Origin of the sequence: Microbacterium ureisolvens, from assembly GCF_015278315.1 — a bacterium.
Classification (GTDB): domain Bacteria; phylum Actinomycetota; class Actinomycetes; order Actinomycetales; family Microbacteriaceae; genus Microbacterium; species Microbacterium ureisolvens.
Window position 1 is genome coordinate 86,278 of record NZ_JADIJE010000003.1, and the last position, 15,775, is coordinate 102,052.

At 70.2% G+C, this 15,775-nt stretch carries 17 protein-coding genes and 3 tRNA genes; 17 read left to right on the top strand and 3 right to left on the bottom strand.

Annotation, left to right across the window (positions count from 1 at the left end; all coding sequences use genetic code 11):
* From IM767_RS05255 to IM767_RS05285, 7 genes are all read left to right on the top strand, one after another.
* Positions 1-1,011, top strand: a complete 1,011-nt coding sequence (locus IM767_RS05255) for a sugar ABC transporter permease (RefSeq protein ID WP_239453425.1) — start codon at positions 1-3, stop codon at positions 1,009-1,011.
* Between the two features lie 181 nt (positions 1,012-1,192).
* On the top strand, positions 1,193-2,104 hold the full coding sequence (locus IM767_RS05260; RefSeq protein ID WP_109211355.1) for a bile acid:sodium symporter family protein: 912 nt from the start codon (positions 1,193-1,195) through the stop codon (positions 2,102-2,104).
* 221 nt (positions 2,105-2,325) lie between these two features.
* Positions 2,326-2,826: an FBP domain-containing protein gene (locus IM767_RS05265; protein WP_109211354.1), complete on the top strand. Its 501-nt coding sequence runs from the start codon at positions 2,326-2,328 to the stop codon at positions 2,824-2,826.
* Complete coding sequence (locus IM767_RS05270; RefSeq protein WP_109211353.1) at positions 2,823-3,734, top strand: PfkB family carbohydrate kinase; 912 nt, start codon at positions 2,823-2,825, stop codon at positions 3,732-3,734. The genes IM767_RS05265 and IM767_RS05270 overlap by 4 nt, the downstream gene beginning before the upstream one ends.
* 154 nt (positions 3,735-3,888) lie before the next feature.
* Positions 3,889-3,973: transfer RNA gene (locus tag IM767_RS05275), tRNA-Tyr, on the top strand.
* 59 nt (positions 3,974-4,032) lie between these two features.
* Positions 4,033-4,590 (top strand): YbaK/EbsC family protein, encoded by a 558-nt coding sequence (locus IM767_RS05280; protein ID WP_109211352.1) that lies wholly within the window; start codon positions 4,033-4,035, stop codon positions 4,588-4,590.
* Positions 4,591-4,702: 112 nt separating this feature from the next.
* Positions 4,703-5,788 (top strand): hypothetical protein, encoded by a 1,086-nt coding sequence (locus IM767_RS05285; protein WP_109211351.1) that lies wholly within the window; start codon positions 4,703-4,705, stop codon positions 5,786-5,788.
* A gap of 1 nt (position 5,789) precedes the next feature.
* Here the strand turns inward: IM767_RS05285 and IM767_RS05290 are convergent, their stop codons facing one another.
* Positions 5,790-7,388 (bottom strand): phytoene desaturase family protein, encoded by a 1,599-nt coding sequence (locus tag IM767_RS05290; RefSeq protein ID WP_109211350.1) that lies wholly within the window; start codon positions 7,386-7,388, stop codon positions 5,790-5,792.
* Between the two features lie 98 nt (positions 7,389-7,486).
* Here IM767_RS05290 and IM767_RS05295 point away from each other — a divergent pair, with 98 nt between their 5' ends.
* The 4 genes from IM767_RS05295 (at position 7,487) to IM767_RS05310 (ending at position 10,700) form a co-directional block, all read left to right on the top strand.
* Positions 7,487-8,290, top strand: coding sequence for an inositol monophosphatase family protein (locus tag IM767_RS05295; RefSeq protein ID WP_109211349.1), 804 nt, complete (start codon positions 7,487-7,489; stop codon positions 8,288-8,290).
* Between the two features lie 348 nt (positions 8,291-8,638).
* Positions 8,639-10,456: a peptidoglycan DD-metalloendopeptidase family protein gene (locus IM767_RS05300; protein WP_239453424.1), complete on the top strand. Its 1,818-nt coding sequence runs from the start codon at positions 8,639-8,641 to the stop codon at positions 10,454-10,456.
* Positions 10,457-10,520: 64 nt separating this feature from the next.
* Positions 10,521-10,592: transfer RNA gene (locus IM767_RS05305), tRNA-Thr, on the top strand.
* A 34-nt stretch (positions 10,593-10,626) separates the two neighbouring features.
* Positions 10,627-10,700, top strand: a tRNA-Met gene (locus IM767_RS05310).
* Between the two features lie 120 nt (positions 10,701-10,820).
* Here the strand turns inward: IM767_RS05310 and IM767_RS05315 are convergent.
* Both IM767_RS05315 and IM767_RS05320 read right to left on the bottom strand, forming a co-directional pair.
* A complete protein-coding gene (locus tag IM767_RS05315) occupies positions 10,821-11,951 on the bottom strand; it encodes a site-specific integrase (protein WP_109211348.1) in 1,131 nt (376 codons plus the stop codon).
* 27 nt (positions 11,952-11,978) lie between these two features.
* Entirely contained in the window at positions 11,979-12,533 is a 555-nt protein-coding gene (locus IM767_RS05320; RefSeq protein ID WP_109211347.1) for a hypothetical protein, read from the bottom strand.
* Positions 12,534-12,642: 109 nt separating this feature from the next.
* Here IM767_RS05320 and IM767_RS05325 point away from each other — a divergent pair, with 109 nt between their 5' ends.
* The 6 genes from IM767_RS05325 to IM767_RS05350 are packed head-to-tail and all read left to right on the top strand — an operon-like array spanning position 12,643 to position 15,748.
* Positions 12,643-12,909 carry a hypothetical protein gene (locus IM767_RS05325; protein WP_162564350.1) on the top strand — a complete coding sequence of 89 codons (267 nt, stop codon included), beginning with the start codon at positions 12,643-12,645 and terminating at the stop codon, positions 12,907-12,909.
* Positions 12,902-13,606, top strand: a complete 705-nt coding sequence (locus tag IM767_RS05330) for a ParA family protein (protein ID WP_109211345.1) — start codon at positions 12,902-12,904, stop codon at positions 13,604-13,606. Before IM767_RS05325 ends, IM767_RS05330 begins: the two co-directional genes overlap by 8 nt.
* Before the next feature lie 2 nt (positions 13,607-13,608).
* A complete protein-coding gene (locus tag IM767_RS05335) occupies positions 13,609-14,121 on the top strand; it encodes a hypothetical protein (RefSeq protein ID WP_194398818.1) in 513 nt (170 codons plus the stop codon).
* Positions 14,118-15,194, top strand: a complete 1,077-nt coding sequence (locus IM767_RS05340; RefSeq protein ID WP_109211344.1) for a hypothetical protein — start codon at positions 14,118-14,120, stop codon at positions 15,192-15,194. The genes IM767_RS05335 and IM767_RS05340 overlap by 4 nt, the downstream gene beginning before the upstream one ends.
* 29 nt (positions 15,195-15,223) lie before the next feature.
* Entirely contained in the window at positions 15,224-15,496 is a 273-nt protein-coding gene (locus IM767_RS05345) for a hypothetical protein (protein ID WP_109211343.1), read from the top strand.
* Positions 15,497-15,532: 36 nt separating this feature from the next.
* A complete protein-coding gene (locus IM767_RS05350) occupies positions 15,533-15,748 on the top strand; it encodes a hypothetical protein (protein WP_045296689.1) in 216 nt (71 codons plus the stop codon).
* The last annotated feature ends 27 nt before the right edge of the window (positions 15,749-15,775 follow it).

Here is a 15,775-nt window from a genome sequence, read left to right on the forward strand (position 1 = left end):
ATGGCCGAGCCCCAGGACCGACTCCCTCACCTCGAGAAGAGCGTCGCGCAGAACACGACGCTCGCCGTCTTCGCCGGCGGCACCGCGGAACAGTTCGAGTCCGCCGCCTCCGGCCTCGGCGCGTCGCCGCGCCCCGAGAAGCCCGCGCGGCGCCGCTCCTTCGGACGCTGGTTCGGCGACACCGGCTGGCGCCATGTGGTCGCGATCGTGGTGTCGATCTTCGCGATCTTCCCGCTGCTGTACGTGCTGTCGGCGTCGCTGAACCCGCGCGGCACGCTCACCGGCAGCAACCAGCTGTTCTCGCAGATCGGCTTCGACGCATACGTGCGCATCCTGACCGATCCGAAGGTGCCCTACCCGCTGTGGTTCCTCAACACGCTGATCGTGGCGACCGTCACGGGATTCGTGATGGTCTTCATCGGCGCGCTGGCCGCCTACGCGTTCTCGCGCATGCGCTTCACGGGACGACGCGTCGGCCTCGTCACGATCGTCGTGGTGCAGATGTTCCCGCAGCTCCTCGCGGTCGTCGCCATCTTCCTCATGATGAGCGCGATCGGCGACTGGTTCCCCGCGATCGGCCTCAACACGCTGAGCGGGCTCATCCTGATCTACCTCGGCGGCGCGCTCGGTGTGAACACCTACCTCATGTACGGCTTCTTCAACACGATCCCGAAGGAGCTCGACGAGGCCGCCAAGATCGACGGCGCCGGGCACGCGCGCATCTTCTTCACGATCATCCTGCGTCTGGTCGCGCCCATCCTCGCCGTCGTCGGCCTGCTGTCCTTCATCGGCATCGTGAACGAGTTCGTGATCGCGAGCGTGATGCTCATCGATCCCGAGAAGCAGACCCTGGTCGTCGGGCTCACCAAGCTCGTCTCCAACCCGCGCTACGCGGACTGGGCGGCGTTCTCGGCGGGCGCGGTCATGGCCGCCATCCCCGTCGTCGTGCTGTTCCTCCTCCTGCAGAAGTACATCGTCGGCGGGCTCACCGCCGGCGCCACGAAGGGCTGAGCCGCGCAGTTCCGGCAGGACGGATGCCGCAGCCGCCGTCCTGCCGGAGCAACCGGAATCCTGCGGCCGCGGCCGAGGCCGACCTGCTGCCGGCGCCGTGGTGCCGCGCGCGCCCTCCCGCCCGCGCCGGGCTGTGGACAACCGGTGACACGCAGTCGCATCATCCTGCACACTGAGTGCCATGTCAGCGTTGACCACCATCGGCCTGCCCGTGGCCCTCGGAATCATCATGTTCGGGCTCGGACTGAGCCTCACCCTCGGCGACTTCGCCCGCGTCCTCAAGCAGCCCAAGGCGGTGATCGTCGCGCTGCTGTGCCAGCTCGTGCTGCTGCCCCTGATCTGCTTCGGACTTGTGCTCGCTTTCCAGCTGCCGCCGATCCTCGCGGTCGGCATGATGATGCTCGCGGCGTCGCCGGGCGGCACCACCGCCAACCTCTACAGCCATCTGTTCCGGGGCGACGTGGCCCTGAACATCTCGCTCACGGCCGTGAACTCGGTGATCGCCGTGTTCACGCTTCCGCTCATCACCAACCTCGCGATCCTCTACTTCAACCCCTTCGACGATCAGCTCGGGCTGCAGTGGGCCAAGACGCTCGAGGTCTTCGCGATCGTGCTGCTGCCGGTCGCGCTCGGAATGATCGTGCGGCGCTTCTGGCCGCGATTCGCCAAGGCCATGGACAAGCCCGTCCGCATCGCCTCGGTCATCATCCTCGTCGTCGTGATCGCCGGCGCGGTGGCGCAGAACTGGGCCCTGCTGCTCGAGAACTTCGGCCGGCTCTCGCTCATCACGATCGTGTTCTGCCTCATCAGCCTCACGGTCGGCTACTTCGCGCCCCGCCTGGCGCGGGTCGGCAAGCGGCAGTCCATCGCGTCGTCGTTCGAGATCGGCATCCACAACGCCACCCTCGCGATCGTGATCGCGCAGACCGTGCTCGGCTCGGTCGAGCTGTCGCTGCCCGCGGCGGTCTACGGCGTGCTGATGTTCTTCATCGCCTTCGGCTTCGGGTTCCTGATCCGTGACCGCTCCGCGACGGCGGAGCCCGCGGCAGCCGATCCCGCCGAGGACTCCTCAGCCCCCGCCGCCTCCGCCTGACCCACCGGTGAATCGCTGAGACGACGGCCGGCGGACGAGACCCAGGGTGGATCCCGCCGTCTCGTCCGCCGACTGTCGTCTCACGGTCATGGTCGAGGGACAGGGACGCGGCGCTGCCCGGGCGGCGCAGCGGCTGGGGCGGCGGGCACAGCTCGGCGGATCCGCGCAAGCGGGTGGCGGAGGCATCCGTCGTTCGTAGACTGGGCGGGCGAGGAGGTGCCATGCGCCCGCTGACCGAAGAAGACGTGCGTTCGTCGTTCGTCAACGCTTCCCCCGACGAGCTGCGGCTCGTCACCCTTCCTGCCGATTTCATGCTCACCGACTGGGATCACCTCGATTTCCTGGCTTGGCGCGACCCGCGTACGCGAGGGCGCGGCTATCTGGTCGCCGAGATCGAGGGCGAGCCGGCCGGGATCGTGATGCGCGGAGCCGAGGGCTCGTCGTACGCCCGCGCGGCCTTGTGCAACCTGTGCCACACGATGCAGCCCGCCGACCAGGTGGTGATGTACACGGCGCGCAAGGCCGGCGACGCGGGCGCACACGGCGACAGCGTGGGCACCTACATCTGCGCCGATCTGTCGTGCCATGAGAACGTGCGCCTGGCGGCGCCGCTCGCGCCGAACGAGGTGCGCGCGAGTGTGGACCTCAAGATCGACGGCACCCGCCGGCGCACCGAGGCCTTCGTGGGGCGCGTGCTCGAGACCGCGGGGGTCAGGCGATGACCGCCGTCGTGGTCGGCGACGCCCTCATCGACGAGCTGCGCGACGACCACGGCGTGCGCGAGTTCGTCGGCGGCGCGGCGCTGAACGTCGCCGTGGGGCTCGCCAGACTCGGCGTGCCGACGACCCTCATCGCGATGCTCGGCGACGACGAGCCCGCTTCGCGGGTGCGCCACTACCTCGAGGACTTCGGCGTCGACCTCATCGCCACCCCGTCGCTGCTCGGCACCGCTCGCGCGGTGAGCACGAGGTCGGGCGCGGGCGAGCCCGTCTACGAGTTCAACGAGGCGTCGCAGCAGCGGCGGATCAGGTTCGGAGACGCCGAGCGACAGGCGATGGCCGACGCCGACCTCGTGGTCGTCAGCTGCTTCGCGTTCGACGACCCCGAGCAGACGGCGGAGCTCGCCGAGGCGATCGAGGCATCCGGCGCGCCCGTCGCGATCGACCCCAACCCGCGCACGGGCATGATGCGCGACAAGGGCGAGTTCGTGCGCGGCTTCGAACGGCTCGCCCGGGAGGCCGTGCTCGTCAAGGTCGGCGAGGACGACGCTGCGCTCCTGTACGACGACCGCCTCGACGCGCTGCGCGCGCGCCTGGTCGGTCTCGGCGCCCGTGCGGTGCTGGCGACCGAAGGCGCCGCGGGGGCGACGATCGAGTCGGGCGAGGTCGTCGTGACACGTCCGATCTCGAACCTGCCGGGCCGCATCGTCGACACCATGGGCGCCGGCGACGCCGCGTTCGCCGCCACCGTCGCCGCGGTCGTGACCGGCCTCCCGCTGAACGAGGACGAATGGGAAGAGGTCCTGCGCACGGCGATGGACACCGCCGCGGCGACGTGCCGTTTCGAGGGCGCCCTGCTGCGCACACCCGACGCACTCGGCGGGCTCGACCTCGACCACATCGGCACCTGACACCGCCCGCGCAGACGCTCCGGGGTGCGCTCGCGTGCGCCGCGGAAGCTTGCCGGAACCCGCCCGCTCGCGCCGATTTCTGACCTCGGCGATCTACGCGTAAGATTGTGGATCGCGCCTCCGGTCGTCTGGAAAAGTCGGACGGGCGCGCACTGGCGAGTTACCCAAGCGGCCAAAGGGATCTGACTGTAAATCAGCCGTCTTAGACTTCGGGGGTTCGAATCCCTCACTCGCCACCATCCGAAAGCGCCCCCCCGCGGGGCGCTTCGTGGTTTCCGGGACGGCTAGCCTGGTCGCCATGACGTGGACCGCGACCGGAACGCTGAACGCGGAGGCCGCGGCGCGGCATCCCGAACTCGTCGCCCCCGCCGTCGTCCGCGGGCTCGGCCTCCTCGACGCCGAGGTCGCCGCGACCGTGGGCGTGGCAGAGATCGACCCCGACCTCGCCGACACCGCCGCGTTCTGCGAGCGCCACGCAGTGGCGCCCGAGGCATCGGCCAACTGCGTGGTGGTGAAGGGCAAGCGCGGCGGGGACGTGCGCTGCGCCGCGTGCCTGGTGCTCGCAACCACGCGAGCGGACGTCAACGGCATCGTGCGCCGGCGCCTGGACGTGCGCAGCGCGTCGTTCGCGCCGATGGACGAAGCGGTGGCGTTGACCGGGATGGAGTACGGCGGCATCACGCCCATCGGGCTGCCGGCGGACTGGCCCATACTGGTGGACGCGGCGGTCGCGGCCGCACCCGAGGTGGTGATCGGCGGGGGAGTGCGGGGCAGCAAGCTGTTCCTTCCCGGGAGCGCGCTGCTCGCTCTTCCCGGGGCCGAGCTGGTCGAGGGACTCGCACGCGCCGCGGGCTGAGGCATCCGTCCCCCGTCTGTCTGGAGGGCATGCGGGCACGCGGCGACCCCCACACGCCGCCGGTGCGCGTGTCAGGATGGGCGTGCACGCACCGCGTCACGAGAGGATCGCCATGACCGCGCCCGACCCCTATGCGACGCCTGATCCGTACGCGAAGACGGCTCCGCACGCGGCCCCCGAGTCGAGACGGATGGATGCGGCTGCCTCGCCGCTGCTGCGCGCCGCGATCTGGGTCGCGATCGGCGCCCTGATCGCCGCCGCCATCGTCTGCGTGGTGTGGGTGCTGATCGGCGGGCAGAACGGTCTCATCGGCCGCGCGTTCCTCACGATCCTGCTCCTGGTCGCCTTCGCCGGCGTGGCCATGCTCGACGCTCACCTCGCGCCGCGCCGCCCGGGCTGGTTCGCCCTGGCGAGCATGGCGTCGTGGATCATCGCGCTGCTGCTCGGCGCCATCATGATCTGGATGCCCGAGCGGTACCACTGGCTCGGCGTCTCGCGGTTCATCCAGTTCCTGTTGATCGTGCTGATCCTCCAGCTGGTGCTGCTGCACGTGCGCTTCTACCTGAAGGCGCTCCAGCGTTACGACACGCCCTTCACCCGCACCGTCGCGGTCGTCACGATCGTGCTGGTGCTCGGCCTCGCCACGCTCCTCATCATCCCGCTGGCGTTCTGGGAGTGGCTGTACTTCGCCGACCTCTACTGGCGCGTCGTCGTCGCGGTCGCCATCCTCGCGGCGGTCGGCACGGCACTCCTGCCCCTCGTGAACGTGCTGTTCGCGCCCAAGAAGCCGCGCCCGCAGGCTCCCTACGTCGCGGCGGGCGCACCCGCGCCGGCGGCGGCCCTGCCCGCGTCGGCGACGGCCCTGCCCGCGTCGGCGACGCAGGAGCTCCTGCCCTGGCCGACGTTCATCGACGGGTCCACCCCGCTGCCGATGCTGCCGGACGGGTCGCCGGACTGGAACGCCTACTACACCGGCTACCCGTCGCCGGGCGCCCATGTCTTCACGCCGGCCCCGCACACGGAGTCCGCTTCGCCGGCTCCCACGCCGGCCGCCCAGCCGGCTCCCGCCTCGCACGACGCGCCTTCGCCGGCGCCGAGCGCGCCCGCTCCCGCTCCGCCTGCCGCACCGCGACCGCCGTCGTCGGCTCCCGGCTACGAGGGCTACCCGCCGCCTCCCCCGCTGCCGCCGCGCCCCTGAGTCAGCGGGTCAGCAGCTCGAGCGCTGCCATCGCCGCGTTGTGTCCGCCGAGGCCGCTGACCGCGCCGCCCCGGCGTGCGCCCGAGCCGCACATCAGCACATTCGGGTGACCGGTCGCGACTCCCCAGCGCTGCGCGGGTGTGTCGAGCGGCTCGTCGTCAGCCGCCCACGGCCACGACAGCGCACCGTGGAAGATGTCCCCGCCGGCCATGCCGAGCGACTGCTCGAGGTCGGCGGTCGTCCGCGCCTCGACGCACGGGCTCCCATCGGGCGCGAGGTACAGGCAGTCGGCGAGGGGCTCCGCGAGCACCGCGTCGAGCGAGCGCTGGGCCGCGTCGAGGAGAGTCGCGCGTGCGGCATCCGTGTCCTGCCCCTCGACGAGCCGGTGCGGCACCTGCAGGCCGAACAGCGTCAGAGTCTGCGCCCCCGACGAGCGGAGCTCGGGGCCGAGGATCGACGGATCGCTGAGCGAGTGGCAGTAGATCTCGGCAGGGAGCGGAGCGGGGATGCCGCCACCGCCGGCGGTCGCGAAGGCCCGGTCCAGCTGCTTCATCGTCTCGTTCACGTGGAACGTGCCGCCGAACGCGGCCTCGGGTGCCACGCGGTCGTCGCGCAGGCGGGGGAGCCGGCGCAGCAGCATGTTGACCTTGAGCTGCGCACCCTCCGGCGCCTCCGACGAGACACCGGTCGCCTCCGCCCGCGCCCCGCCGGCATCCAGCAGCCTCGCCAGCACGGCCGGACCGACGCCGCTCAGCACCAGATGTGCGTGGACGACGCGGCCGTCCGCCAGCGCGACCTCGCCGTCGGGCGACACGGCGATCGCCTCGGCGTCGGTGCGCAACTCGGCGCCTGCGTCGGTGGCGGCCCGTGCGAGCTCGGCCGTCACCCGTCCCATGCCGCCGACCGGGACGTCCCAGTCCCCGGTTCCGCCGCCGATCACGTGGTACAGGAAGCAGCGGTTCTGCCGCAGGCTCTCGTCGTCGGCCGAGGCGAACGTGCCGATGAGCCCGTCGGTCAGGGCGATGCCGCGCGCGATGTCGGTGTCGAGGGAGGATCGCAGCAGCTGCCCCAGGGGTCGCTCGACGAGGTCCGTCCAGAGCAGGTCGTCGCCCAGCCCGGCTCGCACCTCCGCGCTGCGCCGCAGCGGGGCGGTCATCGAGGGGAACAGCAGCCGGGCGACGGGGGCGATCCGCTCGTAGAAGTCCGCGAAGCGCGCGGCCTCGGCGCCGGACCCGGTCACGCGGGCGAACGAGTCCGCGGTGGCCGCGGCATCCGCCGTGTCGATCAGGATCCCGCGCGACGGATCCGCGGGATCGGGGGTGTAGGACGAGTAGCGACGACGGACGAGGCGGATGCCGAGCCCGAGGTCGTCGACGATGCGCTGCGGCAGCAGGCTCACGAGGTAGGAGTAGCGCGAGAGCCGCGCGTCGACCTCGGCCCACGGCCGCTCCGACACGGCCGCCCCGCCCACATGGTCGAGGCGTTCGAGGACGACGACCGAGCGACCCGCCTTCGCGAGGTACGCGGCGGCGACGAGGGCATTGTGGCCTCCGCCCACGATGGCGACGTCGTACGCGGGGGAGTGGACTGCGGCGGCCATGCCTTCACGCTACCGATGCCGAGCACGACGGCCGTCATCGCGGTGCCGATCGGCGGCCGGCGGATCGGGCGACGTGCGCCGGCGGCTAGCGTGGAGCCATGAGCCTCGAGCACGACCTCGAAACCCTGGCCATCGACATCGCCCGCGAAGCGGGCGAACTCGCGCGCGCACGCCGCGACGCGGGCGTCGCGATCGCGGCGACGAAGACCGCCCTCGCCGACATCGTCACGGAAGCCGACCGCGAGGTCGAGGCGCTGATCCGCACGCGCCTGCAGGAGGCGCGCCCCGGCGACGGCTTCCTCGGAGAGGAGACGGGCGGCGGGGGCGGCGAATCGGACGTCACCTGGGTCGTGGATCCGATCGACGGCACCGTCAACTACGCCTACGGCCTTCCCACCTACGCCGTGAGCATCGCGGCCGTCCGAGGCGAGCCGACGCCCGGCGAGTGGGAGGCGCTGGCGGGCGTCGTGTACACGCCCGTCGTCGGCGAGCTGTTCCACGCCGCCCGCGGCGAGGGAGCGTGGCTCGGTGTGAACCGGCTGGCCGTCAACGCCGACGTCGGGCCCGCGGGCGCGCTGCTGGCGACCGGATTCGGCTACGACCCGGCGACCCGGCCCGGCGACCTCGAGATGATCGGCCGGGTCATGCCGGGCCTCGCCCGTGACCTGCGCCGAGGCGGCTCGGCCGCGCTCGACCTCTGCTACGTGGCGGCCGGTCGGCTCGACGGCTACTTCGAGCGCGGCCTCGCGCCGTGGGATCTCGCCGCAGGCTCGCTCCTGGTCACGGAGGCCGGCGGTCGCTTCGGCCGCGCCGAGCCGGACGGTTCGCCGCGGGCGCCGCTCATCGTCGCCGCGACCCCGGCGATCTTCGACCGCCTCGCGGCTGCTGCCGGCCTGGTCTGAGGCGGGCTCTCATCGAATCCTCACGAAACGCGCCCCGCGAAATCCGAGCCGCACATGGCATTCCCAGGGCGCCCGGGGTAGTGTTTACCCGATCGTTACCTTCGCCACCCGAACGGCGGAAGTAGTCCTAGCCCGAACGACCGCCTTGCCGCGCACCCCCCTCGCGGCACGACCCGAGAGCCTTCCCCCGCTTTGCCTTTCGACGCCCCCCAGGCTGACTCTGCGCCCACGCGCCGGTCCAGTCGCACCTCCGCCACGCCTGTCCAGGCGACGCCGGAGACCCCGGGGGCCGGCCGTGCCACGGCGCGGCGGCAGGCGGCGAGCACCGCTCCCGAGCGTCCCGCGGTCGTGTGGGGTCGCCCTGCCGAGCTGAAGCGGACGGATGCCGCATCCGCCCCCGCCGCGAAGCCCGAGGCGTCGTCGTACATCACCCCGACGGCGTCGTCGACCCGGCCGGTCTCGCCGGCCGTCGACGCGGCGACCGCCCCCGCGACCTCGTCCCTGACGGAGCCGACCGCCTCTGCGCCGTCGGAGCCCGTTGCGCCGGCCCCGTCGTCGGTCGACGCTCCCGTCGTCACAGCTGTGCCGGTCGTCGAGCCCGTCGTGCCCGGCGTTCTCGCGCGGGCGGCGGTTGCGGCATCCGCCGCCGCTCCCACGCCTTCCGCCGAGCCGGTGAGCCGCCGCGCCCGCCGGACGCAGACCGCCGAGCAGCCCGTCGTCGTCGTTCCCGCCATCGCACCGGTGGCGCCGGCCGAGCCGGAGCGGCCCGCGGCCGCCTTCGAGGCCGACCTGCCGACGCGCCAGGAACCGGCGCCGCTGCTCGACGCCGTGCTCGCTCCCGCCGAGCCGTTCGAGCTTCTCGAGCCTGTCGTCGCCGACGATGACGCCGCCTCCGGCGCCTCGAGCACGGTCGCACCCTCGGCTGCGCCGACCGCGTCGCCCACCGCCTCGACGTGGATGGCCGAGACGTTCGCCAAGATCCTCGCCGCCGAGGCGGCCGCCGTCGCCGCGACGACCGCGCCGCTCGTCGAGACGCCCGGTCCCCAGCCCGTCGTGCCCCGCGCCGTCGAGCAGCAGGATGCCGCTCCCTCGGTGACCGCGGAAGCCCCGGCTGCTCCTTCCCCGACGAACGCGCGCGAGGCCGCCGCCACGAGCGCGACGCCGCGGTTCGCCGAAGACCGCACGAAGCGGGAGCACGGCGAGCGTCCCCGCACCGAGCGCGTCGAGCCCCTGACGGGCCCGATTCCGGCGCCCGCGGCATCCGGCGTCGATGAATTCGAAGCCGCGGCGCGGCTCTTCGCCTTCACCGGCGAGACCCCGATCCAGCAGGTCGCGCCCGCCCAGGCCGCGGATGCGACCGAGCCGGAGCCCGAGCCTCAGCCCGCGGCGCACACCGCCCCGCGCCGCTCGCAGGCTCGCCGCGGTGCATCCTTCAAGCGTGCCGCGACCGCGTCGTTCTCCGTCGGCGTCTTCGGCATCGTCGGACTCATGGCCGTCGGCATGACGACGCCCGCAGAGGCGGTCGCCGCTGTCAGCGGTGTCGAGGCGCCCCTGTCGGTCATCGCGGCGGCGGATGCGTCATCCGTCGTCGACGAGGACGAGATCCAGGCGTACGTCGCTCCCGGTGACGCGCTGAGCGACACGCTGCAGCGCACCGAGAACTACGCGACCACGACGACCGCCCAGCTCGCGTCCGAAGCCGGCATCAAGAACTTCTCGAACCTGTTCCACAACAACACGAACTCGAACATCCAGTGGCCCTTCTCGGTAGGCGTCACGATGTCGTACGGGTTCGGCATGCGCTCCGGGCGCATGCACGAGGGCATCGACTTCACCCCCGGTGCCGGCGCGCCGATCCAGGCGATCGCCGACGGAACGGTCCGCGTCGCCTCCGAAGCCGGCGGCGCGTACGGCGTGCACGTGATCATCGATCACATCGTTGACGGCGAGCTGATCTCGAGCCACTACGCGCACATGCAGTACGGCTCGATGCAGGTCGTGCCGGGTCAGCACGTCACGGTGGGCACCGTGATCGGCCACACCGGCAACACCGGACGCTCGTACGGCGCCCACACGCACTTCGAGCTCCTGAAGAACGGCACCACGGCGATCGACCCGTGGCCGTGGCTGCAGGAGCACACCGATGGCACCCACACCGTGGGGTGACCGCGGTTCGGAAGGGGGCCGAGGCTCTGGTATCCTCTTCTAGTTGCCTGTTCGCAGGCAGCACGCCCCGATAGCTCAGTGGCAGAGCACTTCCATGGTAAGGAAGGGGTCGTCAGTTCAATCCTGACTCGGGGCTCGCAGCATCCACTTCGTGACCGCTGGATGTGTTTGGCAGGGTAGCTCAGTTGGTGAGAGCGCACGACTCATAATCGTGAGGTCGCGGGTTCAAGCCCCGCTCCTGCTACAGATCAAAACCCCCGGTAAATCGGGGGTTTTGTCGTTCCTGGCTCATGTGCTCGGAGTCGTCAATCTGCGGCTTGCCCACATTTTGCCCACCGTTGCGCGAGGCGTGCGTGCCGACCTCCTAATGCAGGGGACCGAGGTCGGGCTCGGGCCAGACCTTGCCGGCGAAGTGTGCGGCCGCCTCCCGGTCGAGCGCGTCTGACACGGCATTGAGGTCCTCATCGAAGAGATCCGCATATACGTCGAGGGTCATCGCCGCCGACGCATGCCCCAGCATTCGCTGGACGGCCTTCACATTCGCGCCGGCTGAGACCGCGAGGCTGGCCGCCGTGTGGCGAAGATCATGGGGCGTGACGACCGGAAACAACGGATCCTGCTCTCGCACCTTCGCGAGAGCAGGATTGAACACACGATGCCGGAAGTTGTTGTTCCGCATCGGCGTGCCCGTCAGCGTCGTGAACACAAGATCGTCTCCGCGCTTGCCCGTCATGCGGCGCTCCAGTGGCGCAACAAGGAAAGAAGGCGCGACCACCACGCGAGACTCGTCGCTCTTAGGCGTGCCCCATGCCAGGGTTCCGCCGATCTCGCTGACGCTCTCGACGATCGACAGTCGCCTGTGCGCAAGGTCTACGTTCTTGACGCGAAGCGCGGCAAGCTCGCCCCAGCGCAGTCCGGTGTACGCGAGCGTCGCCAGAAGGTCGCCCCAGTCGGCAGCCGCCTCCACAAGGACCGCGACCTGCTCGTGCGTGAGGTAGCCGCGTCGCCGCTTCGTGATCCGGGGCAGTTTGATATCTTCAGCGGGATTCCGTGTCAGCTTCCGATCTCGAACTGCGAACCTCAGCATGCTCGCCAGGACGTGATAAACCTGGCGTACGGTCGACGCGGCAAGCTGCTGAGAGAGCTCGCTGACCCAGTGCTGCACCTGCGCATGAGAGATGTCACCGAGCCGATGGCTGCCCCACCGGGGGAGGATGTGCTTTCCCAGCGTGTACTCATACCCGGATCGCGTGGTGGGCTTCAGGTTGACCAACGAGCTCAGCCACACCTGCGCCCAATCGCGCACCAGGATCCTGGAGTGCGTGGATGACACGAACTCGCCAGTCGCTTTCAGGGTCTCGACGCCAGCCAAGAACTCCTCGGCGTCCCGCTTCGTACGGAACCCGCGCTTATCGGTCTGGCGGTTGTTCGGCGTGCGGTACCGGACGCGGTAGCGGCGGCCCTTCGCGGTGTCGTACGACTCGACGCTGCCCATGACTGACTCGAATCCGCGCGCTGCGCGCTATATGTCCGCGGGCCGGCCGACGTTCGACGTCAGGCCGACCAGCCACCCCGCGGCGCGCGCGCTCTTGATCCAATCGCTGGCCGTGCGTTCTGGTACGCCGAGCTCGAGCGCGATCAACTTCACGGGAGGCAGTTCTGAGAGCGCGGCGGTCCCGTAGAGGATCTCGACGACCTCCCACCGTTCGTCTTTCACGCCGCGTTTCACGACTGCCTGCGCGAGCCATGGGGGGATGATCCGTCCCTCGCCTGTTGTGAGATCCGCGACCGTCGTACGCTTCGCATCCGCGCTGTCGTCGAGCTGCAGAGCGATGCACTGCGGGATTGCGGCCCGAAGGATCGCCTGCGGTGCCGTGTGCTTCAGTCGGTACTCGCTGAATTCTGCTGCAATCGCTCGATTCAGGATCATCGTGAGGACGTAGCGTCCGCGGTCGGTGCGGTACTGCGCTTCGATCGTGGTTTCCACTCCCGACTCGTAGTCCACAGCCGTAGCCACGAACGCGGGCGCGATGCGCAATGCGGCACCCAGCGACTGTGTTGCGTCGCTCGCAGTCATGCGAGCTCCATCAGGGGTCTTCACGTCGACCTGCACCTCCTCATCTTGCCTTACTTCAACTGAATTCTGCACTTCCCTCTTGCGAAGAATACTCTTTAAGTGTGTACTCATGTCAAACACAAAAGTTATTCGGCAGGAAGGCTGGAGTGTGATGACGGAAGCGAAACCGGGGGAACCGGTGCTGAACAAGGATCTTCTGACCCCAGACCGGGTGGTCGCGCTGATTCCGGGGTTGAAGCTGAAGCTGCTGGCGGAGTGGCGATACAAGAAGACGGGGCCGCGCTACTACAAGGTGGGGCGGATCATCCTGTATCCCTTCGACGACCTCGAGGTGTGGTTCGAAGGCCTCGAGCGCGGGGGCGATCCCGATGACTGAGATCGACCCGCCACCGTCGGGCACCCGTGCGCCATCGATGGCGCTCATTGCGGTCGCGAACCAGAAGGGCGGGGTCGGGAAGACGACCGTTGCGATGCAGGTGGCGGCGGAGTTGTCGCGTCGGCATCGGGTGCTGGTGGTGGACGTGGACCGGCAGGAATCCACGGTGTGGTGGGCGGAGAACGCCCGTGACCTGCTGCCGTTCGATTTCGCCGGCAGTCAGCACCCGAACATGCTGAGCCGACTGAGGGATCTGCGAGCGGACTACGAGTTCGTGCTGGTGGACACCCCCGGCAGCCTCGAGGACACCGCCGTGCTGGAGACCGTGCTGGATGCCGCCGACTACGCCCTCGTACCGGTCACCCCGGAGCCGCTCGCGGTCGACCCCACCCTCCGCACGCTGAGCCGGCTGATCGAACCACGCCAGCTGCGTCACGGGGTGCTGCTGAACCGGATCGACCCGCGCGTGCCGCACCAGCTGCAGACCTGGCAGGGGCTACTGGACTCCGAGCTGGGGGTTCCACGGCTGGAGTCATATCTGCGGCAGTACAAGGTGCAAGCGGACGCCCCGGTGCTGGGTCAGCTGGTCACGAGCATGCGCCGTAACCGGCGCACCGAGGGTGCGATCGCGGACATCGCGGCCATCGCCCGGGAGCTCGAGCGGTTGCTGTCGCCGGCGTTGACGGGGGCGTGGTGATGATGGCCCGGGTCGACCTCGCGGGGAAGCTCAGTGACGCCCGCGCCCGCGTCGCCGCAGAGACACCGTCCGCGGGGCCGCTGGCGCCGATGTTCGCCCAGCTGTCCCGGAAGGATGCCCGCATCCGCGACGATCAGGTCACTGCGCTGACGGCGCTAGCGGATGCGGTGATGCGGCGGCGGCGGTTCAAGGCGGAACGGATCACGGAGAACACGCTGATCCGTGTCGCGATCGATCTGCTCCTCGCCCACGCCGACCAGCTGCACGGCTCCACCGAGGACGAACTCCGGTACTCCCTGACTTCCGGACTCCCGAAGTCCGGAAGTCCGGCACCCACGGAATCCGGAACTTACGGTGTCACCGCTCGCGAGCTTGCGGTCGATCAGGCGCCGGGTGTTCCGGACTCTCGGACGCACCCGCCGACTCCGGCACCTACGCAATTCGGAACGCCGGGTGTTCGTGACTTCGGCAGTCCCGGACTTCCCGCGCTCACCGGATCGGCGGCTCCCGCATGAATGCCCCGGCTGAAAGCGGTGAGGAGCGCGCCGAGGCGGAACGGAAGAACGAGGTGCGGCGCCGATACCGGGAGCGCAACGCGGACCGGATCCGTGAGGGCAAGCGGGCGTGGCGCGAACGCAACCAGGACCACATCCGCGCGTACCGGGCCGCGTATGACGCGGAGCATCGCGAGGAAGTGCTCGCGCAGAAGCGGGAATACAGCAGGCGAGACAGTGCCCAAAAGGCGGCCGAACGGCGCCGGAAGGAGTCGAAGAAGGCCTCGTCGAAGAAGTACTACGAGGCGCACAAGGCCGAGCACCGCGAGTACACCCGGCAGTGGCGGGCCCGCAAGCGCGCCGAGGATCCGGAGGGGTACCAGGCGATGCGCGCGACGGCGCAGCGCCGCTGGTGGGAGACCCATAAGGACGAGTACAACGCGAAGCTCCGCGCCCAGCACCGCGAGAACCCGGAACCCAAACGCGCCCAAGCCCGCGCGTACTACGCCGCACACGCCGAAGAGCTGAAGGCGAAGAAGCGTGCCTACTACGCCGCCAACCGGGCGAAGGTACTCGCCGGCAACCGGGCCTGGAAGGAACGCGAGAAACGCCGCCTCGCCGCCGGGCTTCCACCCCGCCGGCTCCACACCACCCCTGCCGCGGAGCGCCACGCGAACACGGCCGCCGCTGACGCGTTCTTCACCCGGCAGCGGACGCCCGAGGAGATCGCCGCGCTGCGACGCAAGCCGCGCGCTCCAGTGGAGATGCTGCGGGCGACGCCGCCGGAACTGGTGGCCGCGTTCGAACGCGACAGCAAACGGATCCGGATCGAACACGCCCTCGCCACCGACGGCAGCTACGCGAGCCGACAACTGCTCGCGGAGGCCCGCCGGCAGCTCGCCGCACAGGAACGCGCGACACATCGCGAGCAACGCGACGCCGTGGAGAATGCCCGGTTGGACGCGATCGGCAAGCAGGTCAATGACCGGCTCCGTCACCGCGACCCCCCGCGACGCCGACACCACCTCGACCCCGACCCGGCTGCGCCGCACCCGATGCTGAACCCGAACACCACGATGGGAATGAACCGATGACTACCCCCACACCAAGCGGAGAACCGCTCATGCTCGACCCTGCCGCCGCCGAGGACGCCTTGTACAAGGTCGCGATCTGCGCCTTCACCTGGTACCCCGCCAAAGAGGTCATTGAGCCTGGCTGGACGATCACCGAGGACCTCGACTGGTGCCTCGCCCCCCTCGCCGGGCTCCCCGTCGATGAGCTCGCCGACCTGCGCGTCACGGTGCGGACGCTGATCACCACCCCGACCGCGGACCGGCAAGCCTTCATCCAACACCTCGCCGCCCTCAGCGGCGACACCTCCTTCGACAACCTCTAACCACCGGCATCCAATGCATCGACGGAAGGAACCGCCATGAATATCCCCACCCACCTCATCCCGCTGCTCGCGGCCACCGCAATCGCATCCACCCTGGCCGTGCTGCTGCTCCCGGTCGCCGCGGGTCAACTGATCCGCGGGCATCCGTTCCACGCTGCGCGCACGATCGGCGCCGCCGTGCTCTGTGTCGCGGTCGTCGCCGTGCTCGCGGCCGGCTTGGCCGCATCCACCTTTCCTGCCTCGCTGAACTGACCCACCGACGTCGCGAAACGAGGGAAC